The sequence below is a fragment of the Methanobacterium sp. BAmetb5 genome (genome assembly GCF_003491305.1).
GTDB lineage: Archaea > Methanobacteriota > Methanobacteria > Methanobacteriales > Methanobacteriaceae > Methanobacterium.
The window spans coordinates 1,897,501-1,909,724 of the sequence record NZ_CP022706.1; the positions used below are offsets into that span (position 1 = coordinate 1,897,501).

Annotated in this window: 12 protein-coding genes (1 of these 12 running past the window's edge); 5 read left to right on the plus strand and 7 right to left on the minus strand. The window is 40.4% G+C overall.

The annotated features are described in order from the left end of the window. From CIT02_RS09380 to CIT02_RS09395, 4 genes are all read left to right on the plus strand, one after another. Positions 1-2,328 carry the 3' portion of a PAS domain S-box protein gene (locus tag CIT02_RS09380; RefSeq protein WP_292611850.1) on the plus strand. Its footprint begins 948 nt before the window's first position, so only the last 2,328 of its 3,276 coding nucleotides appear in the window; its start codon lies beyond the left edge, outside the window; its stop codon occupies positions 2,326-2,328. A 56-nt stretch (positions 2,329-2,384) separates the two neighbouring features. Beyond that, entirely contained in the window at positions 2,385-3,155 is a 771-nt protein-coding gene (locus CIT02_RS09385) for a response regulator (RefSeq protein WP_292611853.1), read from the plus strand. Positions 3,156-3,405: 250 nt separating this feature from the next. After that, positions 3,406-3,843 carry a response regulator gene (locus tag CIT02_RS09390; protein ID WP_048072530.1) on the plus strand — a complete coding sequence of 146 codons (438 nt, stop codon included), beginning with the start codon at positions 3,406-3,408 and terminating at the stop codon, positions 3,841-3,843. Positions 3,844-3,875: 32 nt separating this feature from the next. Next, positions 3,876-5,303 (plus strand): sensor histidine kinase, encoded by a 1,428-nt coding sequence (locus CIT02_RS09395; protein ID WP_292611858.1) that lies wholly within the window; start codon positions 3,876-3,878, stop codon positions 5,301-5,303. A 68-nt stretch (positions 5,304-5,371) separates the two neighbouring features. Here the strand turns inward: CIT02_RS09395 and cofG are convergent, their stop codons facing one another. From cofG to CIT02_RS09425, 6 genes are all read right to left on the minus strand, one after another. Further along, complete coding sequence (gene cofG, locus CIT02_RS09400) at positions 5,372-6,439, minus strand: 7,8-didemethyl-8-hydroxy-5-deazariboflavin synthase CofG (protein WP_292611860.1); 1,068 nt, start codon at positions 6,437-6,439, stop codon at positions 5,372-5,374. Positions 6,440-6,530: 91 nt separating this feature from the next. After that, complete coding sequence (locus tag CIT02_RS09405) at positions 6,531-6,968, minus strand: DUF2120 domain-containing protein (RefSeq protein WP_292611862.1); 438 nt, start codon at positions 6,966-6,968, stop codon at positions 6,531-6,533. Beyond that, positions 6,965-7,915 carry a GTP cyclohydrolase MptA gene (mptA, locus tag CIT02_RS09410; protein WP_292611864.1) on the minus strand — a complete coding sequence of 317 codons (951 nt, stop codon included), beginning with the start codon at positions 7,913-7,915 and terminating at the stop codon, positions 6,965-6,967. The genes CIT02_RS09405 and mptA overlap by 4 nt, the downstream gene beginning before the upstream one ends. A 421-nt stretch (positions 7,916-8,336) precedes the next feature. Beyond that, the gene (locus tag CIT02_RS09415) at positions 8,337-9,014 is read right to left on the minus strand and encodes a DUF2100 domain-containing protein (RefSeq protein WP_292611867.1); all 678 of its coding nucleotides are present in this window, start codon (positions 9,012-9,014) and stop codon (positions 8,337-8,339) included. A 55-nt stretch (positions 9,015-9,069) separates the two neighbouring features. Then, positions 9,070-10,113 (minus strand): histone deacetylase, encoded by a 1,044-nt coding sequence (locus tag CIT02_RS09420; RefSeq protein WP_292611869.1) that lies wholly within the window; start codon positions 10,111-10,113, stop codon positions 9,070-9,072. A 172-nt stretch (positions 10,114-10,285) separates the two neighbouring features. Continuing rightward, a complete protein-coding gene (locus CIT02_RS09425; RefSeq protein WP_048072523.1) occupies positions 10,286-10,768 on the minus strand; it encodes an Lrp/AsnC family transcriptional regulator in 483 nt (160 codons plus the stop codon). A 128-nt stretch (positions 10,769-10,896) separates the two neighbouring features. Between CIT02_RS09425 and CIT02_RS09430 the strand changes: the two genes are divergently transcribed. Beyond that, positions 10,897-11,118, plus strand: a complete 222-nt coding sequence (locus CIT02_RS09430; protein WP_292611872.1) for a hypothetical protein — start codon at positions 10,897-10,899, stop codon at positions 11,116-11,118. A 414-nt stretch (positions 11,119-11,532) separates the two neighbouring features. On the opposite strand, the gene CIT02_RS09435 is transcribed toward CIT02_RS09430, so the two are convergent. Then, on the minus strand, positions 11,533-12,081 hold the full coding sequence (locus CIT02_RS09435; protein WP_292611874.1) for a transcriptional regulator: 549 nt from the start codon (positions 12,079-12,081) through the stop codon (positions 11,533-11,535). Between the last annotated feature and the right edge of the window lie 143 nt (positions 12,082-12,224).

A 12,224-nucleotide genomic window follows, 5' to 3' on the forward strand; every position in this document is an offset into this window, starting at 1 on the left:
AAACTTAAAAAAGGTTTAAAAGTTCACTTTGATTGTAAACTAGATTGGGACAAATTAAAGGAACTAAAGTTCCAAAAAACAACCGAAACAGATTCAATATATCTGAATATACATGTAAGCCCACTAAAATTGGATGAAACCCATGAAGGATATTTGGTTCAATTCCAGGATATTACTGACCATCGTCAACTTGAGGAGTACCTTAAAGATACTGGCGAAAAGTATGTTAAAATGTTGGAAACCCTTGATCAGGGATTGATGGTTTATAATAACGATTTAAAATGTATTTATTCCAATCACCGGGTTAAAGAAATAGTGGGTTGCGATACCGATGCCGTTATTGGCAGGTCCCTCTCTGATTCTATAAAACCCCTGTGGGACAGTGAACTAGAGGAAATGTGTGGAAAAACCCTGGAAACTGGTAACAGTTACCGCAGCCTCAAGATTTCCAAGGACGAAAAACCATCCTATATTGAAGTAAACACCTATAAATTTTTTGAAGGATTAATGGTAACTTTAGATGATGTTACAGATTTGAAAAAAATAGAAGACGATTTAAAAAGAAATGAAGAACTATATCGCTCTGTGGTTGATGAAGAGAGCGAAATTGTGTGCAGATTCAATAAAGACATGGAACTTACCTTTGCCAATGAAACATATTATAATTTTTTCGGATTGAAAAACGAATTCAATACTGTATTCGCCCTTTCTGAGGAAGATAGGGACCAGATGAAAGTTCACTTCCAATCCCTGGGGGATGAAGACTCTATTAGGGTCTTTGAAGGGCCAATTAAAATGGCCAGTGGTGAATTGAGATGGTGGCAGTGGGTTACTCGGGCTCTTTATAACAGTTCCGGTCAAATTGAGGAGTACCAGTCTGTGGGGCGTGATTTAACCGAGTACCATAAAAAAATGGAAAAACTCCAGGAAAACCTTAATAAATCTCGAAGTTCACTGGAATCCGTGACCATGGAATTAAATGAGGTTAAAATATCTTTAAAATCTCAAATAAAGGATAAAGATGAGAAAATAAAGTCTTTGGAAAGATTAAATGAGGAACTGGGTAATGATTTTACGGAAACAGTAGATGAACTGGAAAAAACCATTAAAAACCAGGAAGAAGAATTAAAAAATTTACAGAACCAGGAAGAATCACTGGAAAAAAACAGGAAACTTCTGGAAGAAGAAATAAAAGGGCTAACTGCGGATTATGAAAAATCATCCCAGGCATTGGATGATGAGAGAGTAGTTCGTAAAAAACTGGAAGATGAACTGAAGGAAAAATCCAGAAACCTGGAAAAACAGGCAAATAAATCAGTACAATCCCTCTCCAGAATAACCGACCTGGAAAAAGAAATTGAAGACCTTAATCATTCCAAAAAATCATGGGAACAGGAAAAGGTCCAATTGGGAATTGAATTAAGTAGCATGGTAAAACAACTGGAAAACACCACCAGTGATCTGAGTCTGGAGCGATCAAAACGACTTGAAACCGAGAAAACCCTTAAAGAAGTCAGGAAAGATTTGGAAGGGAAAACTGAAGAGATCCTTAAAAAAACAGAGGACCTGGAAACCAAAAACGAAGGGCTCACCCGGGAACTTGCTCTAAAAACCACGGATCTCCAGGAAAAGAGCCAGGAGATCACCCGTCTGGAGAATGATTTTGCCCAGCAGTTGGAGGACCTCCAGAATGCCGAGCAGCGGGCCAGGAAATCCCTGGAAAAACGGGAAAGAGTGCTTAAAAACGTGTACACCGGGGTTAAAACTAACATGCAAATGATATCCAGCCTTAACCGGTTGCATTCAGAGTATGTAATTGATGAAATGGTTAACAAACTAAAGGACGGTCGCAGTTACCTCCGATCCTTTGGACTGGTCCATGAAAAGCTGTACCAATCCGAAGACCTGGAGCACATTAATCTCCGACCGTACCTGGACAGCATCCTCCAGGATATTGTACGCTCCCAGGGGGCTAAAAACGTTGATATAACCATAAAAACCCATGATACCCATTTGGATATGGATATAGCGGTGTTGTCCGGGTTGGTTATAAGTGAACTGGTGATTAACTCACTTAAACATGGATTCCCCAATAAAGAACCGGGTGAAATCCGGGTAGAAGTGGTGAGTGGGGGTGACGAATTGGTGATCAATGTTGCGGACAACGGAGTGGGACTACCCTCCAATGTTTCCATTGAAACACCGGATTCATTTGGTTTACAACTGGTTAAAACCTTTGTAGATCAATCTGAAGGTTCTGTAGAAGTTAAGGAAGGTGATGGTGCCAATTTCGTCATTAAAATCCCTAAAGTTAACCGCAATTCCTGAACATAAATGGCAATGATATGGGCGTAATAAACTGATGATCCAAGGTGGGAGATAACATGCTTAAGCAGTCCAAAATTTTAGTGGTGGAAGACGAAGCACTCACTGGAATGGAGCTTGAAAAAAAACTGGTTCAATGGGGTTACGATGTGGTAGGCATAGTTTCCTCCGGAGAAGATGCAGTTGAGAAGGCATTAGAACTAGAACCGGACCTTATTTTAATGGATATACTACTCAAAGGCTATATGAATGGGGTGGAGGCAGCCAAGATCATCAGAAAGAACCAGGAAATTCCTATTATTTATCTGACGGCTTACTCCAACATGGAAACCTTTCAGGATGCCAAGATCACTCAACCTCAGGCCTATCTCATCAAACCCTTTGATGAAACTGAACTGAAATTTGCCATTGAAATTGCCTTTTACTGCCATAAGTGCCAGTCAAATCTCCGGGAAAGTGAGGAACACTACCGTATTCTGGCTGAAAGTGCCCCTGACCTGATTTTTGTTATAAACAAAGATTTAACGGTGGATTATGCAAACGAATCCTCTCTGGAATATCTGAAACTAGAAAAGGCAGAAGTCCTTGGAAAATCAGTTCAAGATGTATTCTCCCAGCAGTTTTTCCAACCGCATATTAAGGAACTAAAGAAGGTATTTGGTACTGGCCAGTCGGTTCGTGTTAAAAATATTTTCCAATTCCCGGAAGGTGAAGTATGGTTGGATACTTTCCTCAAACCTTTAAAAAATAAAAAAGGAGAAATATACGCTGTTTTGGGAATTTCAAGAGATATTTCTGAGGATAAGAGGGGGGAAATTGGAGATAAATAATTTAAAATTAAAATAAATGATCCTAAAATAAAATTGTCAAAGATATAAGTCTAATCAATGGAATGAATGGTGATAAAGGCCGATCATCCGGTTCATGGATCATATTTTTCAGTGAGGGGAGTATAATGATTTTTCATTTTACTACCTTTGCAAAATACTTTATCTAAAAAATCCCAATATTCATTCATATCAAAGGTGGGATGAACCCTCCTGGCCGGGGGAGTAGCCCATCATATGGAGGCTTTTTACTATGGATATGGATGAATTGGAAATTCTTCTGGTGGAGGATAATCCCACCGATGCAGAATTAACCATGAGGGCGTTAAAACGGAAAAATCTGGCAAACAAGTTGGTTTGGGTTAAAGATGGAGAAGAGGCAATTGATTTTATTTATGCTCAGGGTCAGTTTGCAGATAGAGATCCCGAGGATCTGCCTCGACTGATACTCTTAGACCTTCGCATGCCTAAAGTAGACGGCCTGGAAGTTCTAAAACATATTAAAGCAGATGAAAGAACTCGTAGAATTCCAGTAGTGGTTTTAACTTCCTCACAAGAAGATCAAGACGTGGTGGAAAGTTATAAACTGGGTGTGAACAGTTACGTGAGTAAACCCGTGGAATTTGATGATTTCATTGAGGCAGTTTCCACCCTGGGATTGTACTGGATGCTAATAAATAAACCTCCCTGAATCTATGGGGGGGATGTATTAGAGGGAAGAATATGGGGAGTAATATCCGTATTTTGATCTTGGAAGATGTTCCACTGGATCTGGAGTTAATGGAAGCTGAACTAAAAAGAAATAACATTGACTTCATTTCCCGTTGTGTGGAAGAGGAAGTAGAATACAGAAAAGAGATAGAAGAATTCAAACCAGATATTATCCTGGCCGACCACTCCCTACCCCACTTTGATGGAATATCAGCCATGTACATTGCCCGGGAACTGGTTCCAGAAATACCATTCATTTTTGTCAGTGGCCAGATGGGGGAAGAATTTGCGGTAGAAATGCTTAAAGAGGGAGCTACTGATTATGTTCTTAAACACAACCTTTCTAAATTAAGTCACGCTGTCAAAAGAGCGCTTAAAGAGGCAGAAGAACATCGCAATAAAAAAGAGGCTGAAAAGGCCTTAATTGAAAGTGAAAGACGCTTACATGATTTAAATATCTATTTAGAGACAATAATCAACGCTTCTCCCTTTGCCATCATTGACTTGTACCTTGATGGGAGGGTAAAATCCCTCTGGAACCCGGCAGCAGAGAATATTTTTGGCTGGAAGAAAACAGAAGTAATGGGAAAACCTTTACCATTTTTAGACGATAATCGGCAACCGGATTATGAAGAAATCATTGAAAATGTTATTTCTGGTGAATTTAAGTCAGATATGGAGCTGGAATGTGCTAAAAATGATGGTACCTTGATTTATACCATGATGGCCACTGCCCCTCTTTTAAATGTTGATAACAATATTCAGGGGGTTATGGCCACATTTGCAGATATCAGTGGCCTGGTACTGGCTGAAAAACAGATCAAAGCATCTTTGGAGGAAAAAGAAGTCCTTTTAAGGGAAATTCATCATCGGGTTAAAAATAATCTGCAGATCATCTCCAGTCTAATGAGTCTGCAGTCAGAATATACTCAGGAACCGGAAACACTGAAGATGTTCCAGGAAAGCAAGAATCGTATTCGTTCTATGGCTCTTATTCACGAAAAACTGTATCAATCCAAGGACATGGCCCATATAGACTTTGGAGAATACCTAAAAAGTTTGACCAAGATGCTTTCATCCTTTCACCGGGAGAAAAAAGATGATGTGAATGTTTGTTTAAACTGTGAAGATATTTTCCTGGAGATAGATACCGCCATTTCATTGGGGCTTATTGTTAATGAACTAGTATCTAACTGCTTCAAACATGCATTCCCTGGGAGTAGGAAGGGGAATATTGAAATAAACCTGCTTATGATAGGGGGGAAATGTAAACTGGAGGTGGTTGATGATGGAGTGGGACTTTCTGGTGATTTTGATCTTAATCACACCAAATCCCTGGGGCTCCAGATAGTCCAGACCCTTACCATGCAGTTAAAAGGTATTCTAGAAATAGACAAGGAAAACCAGACCCTTTTCCGGGTCTTATTCAATGCAAATTAAATTTTCACAGGATTTTTTCAGCACTCACAGTTGTGGATAACTTGGTCACCCTAAATTAACTTTTGTCACTAAATTAATTTTTCCTGGATTCGGTTACTTAAAAATTCCTTAGTGAGGTATTGGGGATATACCGGTAGTCTTTCTTTCAAATAGAATCCCAGCTGACAGGTTAATTTGTTAAGTTCATCTAACTCTGGCCAGGGTGCTTCCGGGTTCACGTAGTCCCGGGTTAGAGGTGAAACACCTCCCCAATCATCGGCCCCGGCCAGGAGAAATACCTGGGCAGTATCCTGGTTGAGATTAGGAGGGACCTGAACACTGCAATCCGGGAACAACAGCTTGGTGACTGCCACCATTCGGATCATCTCCAGAAGTGAAGGTTCGCTGTGGTTTTCCATTTCTATACCTGGTTTGGTTTTGAAATTCTGGATGATGATCTCCTGTATATGACCATATTGATCCTGAATTCTCCTGATTTCCAGGAGTGACTCAACACGTTCTTCTACAGTTTCACCGATACCAATTAAAAGTCCAGTAGTAAAGGGAATCTTTAATTTACCTGCATTTTCAATGGTTGTAATTCTAAGCTGTGGATCTTTACCTGGACTCTTCTGATGGGCCGGGGTATCCATTAACCTTTTACTCGTAGTTTCCAGCATCAACCCCATGGAAGCATTTACCTCTCTCAACATCTTAAGCTCGTCTTTTTCAAGTATGCCCGGGTTGCTATGGGGGAGCAGGTTAGTTTCATTCAGTGTTCGCTCACAAAGATCATAGAGATACTCCAACATCCCAGTGTATCCTATTTTTTTCAGGGCCTGTTCAACCTCGGGTGTTGCATCAGATTGTTCTCCAAATGTAAAAAGAGCTTCCCGACAGCCGTACTCGTCGGCCTGGTGAATGGTGGCCATGACTTCCTGGGGGGACATGACCAGAGTGGCGTCATCATCTTCCGGGTTACGGCGGAAGGTACAGTACCCACACTCGTTGCGGCAGATATTGGTTAAGGGTAGGAAAACATTTTTAGAATAGGTTATTTTATCTGTCTGACGGAGTGAGTTGGCCTGCATCATCAAATGCAGAACATCCTCACCCTGAGATTCCAGTAAAAGAATTAGCTGGTTTTTAGATAACATTCTATCGTCAGTTATCAATTTTCTTTATATCTTAAGTCAATCAATTTTTTTAGACATTGGGAGGAAACCACGAATTCCGGGGGGTTTTAAGTTATCCTTCCAGTGCCGAAACCACCAGTTCCACAAAGAGGGGGCCTATACCACTTTTATCTTTCCACAGAATAATAAAAATGGCAATATCATCCACCACACCTATACCGTAATCTGCATGGCAGTTCATGTTTTCGAAGGATTCTTTTAGACGATAGATCCCGTATATGTCGGTTTCTTCCTGAATGGATACCTGGGAACGGATCTGTTCATCCATTATGGTGATGATATCGGCAGTTTCATCGGAGTACATGTCCAGTTTCCGGGCACCCAATCCCTGAAGTATCTGGGAGATGGTGGATTCCAGTTCTTCCGGTGGGATTCTCTGGCGGGATCTTCCCCTGACTATAAGTAATTCTGTGGTGTCCATGGCTGCTTTAGAACCTTCAAATGCCTCTAACTGGCCCATGATCTGCCCGGCAATTTCGCGTGTTCTCATTTGTCTCCACCATTTCTTATTTCAGATTTAAGCTCACCCATTGTGGCCACTTTCTCTGCAAATGCATTGTGGCGGTGTATACTTTCTTCGTTTACCTGTTGCACTGTGATGAGAGTGTCATCGGGCAGGTGGGAGAATTCTTCCACGATCTTCTGAATCATGTTGCGTACACAATCTTCCACGAACATGGGATGCTCGTGGGCATTAATCACCACTGCATGCTCATCTGGTCTTTTCAGAAGTTCACATACGTAGGAGCTCATGGAGTCTTCGATTATCCTGATTATGTCTTCGCCCCGGATTACCTGCTGGGCTGGTACTTCAATCATAATACTGCCCCGACCTCTCTGGTTGTGGGATGCGAAGGTAACAGCTTCCAGAACTTTTTCCGTGGTTTCTTCATCTAAAAATTCCAGGAGCTTCTGTTTGGAACTTTCCTTCACTGTTTCCTGGGCACAGGGACACACAGTCATCCCTACCACTTCCGCCCCGATCATCTTCCGAATAACCACGCCCTCCTCGTTACGGTAGCCAATGGCATCCGCCATTATGTTCACCATTTCCTGGGTTTTGTGCTTGGTCACCGGTGATTTCTTCATGATCATGAAGTCACTCTTCATGCTGACTTCGGCTCGTTTGGCGTATTTATGCTTCTCCAGTAGCAGGTTAACTATCTCCGCGCACAAGGATTCTACTTCCATTGCACTGTCTTCAACAGCTTCTTCCAGGACATCACTAATGGCTTCTGGGTTCCTTGACATGTGGATGCCTCTTTGCGTGCTGGGCAAATCCACGTAGGCGTCGAAGGAGGGCAAAAGAACGATGGGCCTTTTGTTCTCCCTTTCGATTTTTAATAGTTTTTTAACCCCTTTCACTCCTACTCGCGTAAGGTGTACGGGGATGGTAGGTAACTTTTCTTGGGTATCGGGTAAACACGGTGGTTCCAATTTTTTCACCCCTGAGTTCTAATTGTTGATAATACTAAAAAATACTTAAAAAAACAATTGATCTTTATTTTCCAATGATTTATGCAGTGTTTTTGTATTAAAACATGTTTTCCTGTTATCATTCCCTTTTTACTTAAGAATGTTGGTGTTTAATTTGTTGTAATTATACTAAATTTATGAATAATTCTCATCTTAACAAACTGATGGTTAGTATGTGTATAAATTAGGGAAGTGATATAAAAAGAGTTGTGTTTTTTCCCTGATATTCCCTATTTTCAGGGTAGTTTTTACATATTTTCGCCTACTTTTCCTAACGCCTGTTTGGTGAATTTAATGCACGACCCTCATTTAAATTGTAAAAAGCATAATACGGTGTATTTAATCAATTAAGCATTTTAAATAGATTAAAGATGGGCATGAATCAGCCTTCCAGAATTTTTCGGAATTCAAGGACATCAACAGCCTTTAAATCATCCCTTTTCATTACTTTGGATCCGTAGAGGTCCACCGCCCTCTTTGCCAGTAGTTCTCCTGATTTATCATTTTCAACCACTACCAGAATTTCCTGTGCGCCCAGTTGTTCCATTTTACGACTTATATCGTTTTTAACATGGGATATTTTCTTTTTTATCGGTTCAAGTGCTGTTTCAGGAATTTTAGGGTTAAGAATTCGCATGTCTTCAGCTTCTAATGGTACTCCTGCCACCACTATCCTTTGAGGTTCCACACCCCATCGGTTAATAATTTTCTTGAAGTTTCCCTTACTGGTAAGTATGATGAACCTCTCTGAAAGTTTTCCTACCTCCTTTTCCACATCTTCCTTTTCCAGGACACCAAATTCAACCAGAATATCATCGATCTTGTTCCTTATATCTACTAACCTTCCACAGAATTCTTCAGCATCCTCCTGGAGCAATTTATGGGTTGGTCTGCTGGAGTAAATGAACTCTTCAGTTTCTATAATACTTTTTATAATTTCTGCATAGGCTTGAGAATTTATAGTACCCTCACGGGGGGTTTTCAGTTTCTCGGGACCTATTTTTGATTGCCCTGCTTCTTTTAGAAGTTCTTGAGCCTGTTTGAACCGGATCTTATCCATTGTAATCTCCTCGAGTGTAAAATTTATTTTCTATCCTTGATTTCGTGACTTGGAATTAAAAGGTGAAATAGGGTGAAAATCTGTCTTGCACCTCTTTGAATAAAGCTTTGGTTTCTTCTTTCACCACCAGTTTTCCTGGGGGTCGCCATTCCTCTTCAGGGGTGATCTTGTTCCTCAACACATTTATCATTTTCAGGTTGGACCGGGCCATGGCATCTCTACTGTAACCACCCTCCAGGATAAGCACCATCTGGGAAGCCAGCTTACGCATATAAGAGGCTATCCAGGGATAAAAATCATCATCTAACTGTAGATGGGAGAGTGGATCTTCCTGATGGCTGTCAAACCCCACATCCAGGAAATAGAAATCAGCTTGGAATTTTTTTATAACTGGTTCCAGGATTTTTTCCAGGAGGTAAATATAGTCAGAGGTCCCGGAACCAGGGGACACAGGCAGGTTAAGGTTAAAACCTTGCCCCAATCCCATTCCTATTTCTTCAACAAAGCCTTTACCCGGAAAGATAGTGCTAGGGTCCTGGTGAATGGATATGTAAAGAACATGGGGGTCCTGATAAAATATTTCTGCAGTCCCATTCCCGTAGTGGGCGTCAAAATCCAGTATCATGAATTTTTCCAGGTCATGGTTTTTTCGCAGGTACTCCAGGGCCACAGCCAGATTGTTTATTAAACAGAAACCCATGGCCTGGTCTGAGGTGGCATGATGACCAGGAGGGCGTGCCAGGGAATAGGAAAAATCATGCCCGCTAAGAACCAGTTCACAGGCAGTAATAGCTCCTCCTGCTGCTAGTTTGGCAATTTCATAACTCTGGGGTGATTCATAGGTGTCATAATCCAGGTAGCCTCCCCCATTTTCAGCAAAATTCTTCAAGTGTTCCAAGTGGCGGAGGGGATGCACCTGCAGGAGGTCCTCTTCACTGGCCGGGGTGGGAGGGTGTATATCAATTTCACCACCTTCCGGTGTGAGCTCACCAAACTCTCTGGTGATGTATTCCATCATTATGTCCAGTCTACCCTGATTTTCAGGGTGGGATCCAGTTTGGTGCAGTGCATAATCTGGGGAGTAAACCAGAGAAATCAAAGCAAAGACCTCCTTAAGTGTGGGATTTTATTCACCTAAACTTCGCAAGGTATTCCTTCACTTTTATCATGTATAACTAATTTAATACGTCTAATCACCATTATTCCATAATATAATCTTTTTTTAAGGTTTATATATCTAAATCGTCCATTTTACAAGTTCAACTTAGTTTTTACAACATTTTGCTGGAGCTGAGATCTTCTTTTACTATGTTGAGCACGGTTTGGGTGTAGGTTCTCTGGACATCTGGTTCCCGCAACAGGCTCTTGATAAACTGATCTAGTTCGCTGGTATCTTTAAATCGGGCAACCAGTATGGCATCGAATTCACCAGTGACATCGTACATGCAGAGGACGTTCTTGTGGTAGGCGGTGCGGTCTTCCCAGTTTTCCAGAACCCCGCCCTTTACCCTTACTCCGATGATGGTGGTGAGGTTGTAACCCAGTTTGCTGTGATCAATCACCGGGGTAAATTTCTGTATAACTCCGTTTTTGGTGAGTTTTTCCATTCGGTTGTGGACTGTGCCTATGGAGACGTTGAGGAGTTTCGCTATTTTCCGGTAAGACATCCTCCCATCTTCATTGAATAAATTAATGATTTCTCGGTCTACATCGTCTATTTCCACGATTTCATTTTTATTCTCATTTTCTTTCATCACATTCACCGCTCAGATAAACATTGTTTATATTTTCCAAATTTATTCTATGTTTAATTATACATTTTTCAAATATTAGTGCAAATAATTTAAATACAAGTTTGTACAAGTTATTATTAGGTGATCATATGGCTTTGATAAGTGAAGAAACAATAAAGATGAGGTATATTGCCCTGGTGAAGAAGGGAATAATCGATGATGAGGAATGCCGATCCTACACCAAGAAGATCGATTTTGAACCGTGTATGGTGAAGAAAGTTCAGAAATTTGAGGACTACTTTGTCCCGGGAACTGTGCTTTTAAGTGATAAGGCCAGTTACAAGCTGCGTATTGAGTATCCAATGGAATAAATCTTTTATTATCTTTGGGGGTCCAGAACATAACTAACTCCTGAATCATCAACTCACGAACTTAACTATAAAATAAAATATATCATTTATTTGCTATTATTCTTTACCTTTTTTTATTCTTTTTAGGATTTATTTAAATCATTGTTCAACTTTGGTTGGGGAATAATTTTTTCAAATTAGACCAGCACGCAAATCCATTTTTTTATACTACGTTGCACATAATCTCTGATTTCAAGGAATTATTGGGGAACAGTTTCACCTTTGATGGTAAATATCCCTTTATTTTTGAAAAAGATTGGTGGTTTGTAACTGGACAAATCCTTATCTCCTTCCTGATTTTGAATCATCATTTTAATTAGATTTCTAGGATGAATCATCATTCATAAAGGTAAATCTATCCTTTTTAAGGGTAAATCAGATTAACGCCAGCATTCCGGCATTGGTTATACTGTATTTCTCCATTGACTCTGACCTTTTCACCATCCCCATTTCTATAAGTCCGTTAAGATGTTTATAAACCATCGCTCGGGATATTTCAACTTCTTCACCAATTTCAATGGCGGTTAAATCTCTTTGGGCCAGTAATTTCATTATTTTAAGGCGGGTTTTGGATATCTTCAATTGAAGGGGTGGAAACCTAACCACCTTCTCATGATAACAGGAGAAAATTCCATCCACTCCTTCCTGGTTGGCTGCAAAATTCAGAAGAGGACCGATATCTCCTGCACCATAGGCCACGTAAACTTCTCCATGTATTTTAGCCCCTCTAATAATCTCTAAAATCCGGGTTAATGCACCATGGGGGTTTTCAGCATTGATCTGAATTTCACCTCCTTTCAAGAAGGAATCCAATTCAGTTTTACGGTATTTACCATGATAAAGGCTAATCAATCCATCGGGCTGGGTCTCCATAGAGACATTGAAGAGGCACTGCCCCCTAAGGTTAGTGATCAGGGTTTTCATACTCTCTCTCTCTCACCTGTTTTTATTTTTCACCGCTATGTTATTTTTTCAATTAGATTCATCAAATGATTTCCACTACACTATTGTCTCATTTTATTATATAACAGTATACTTTAAAAGTTACACAAAAGGCAAACTTTATA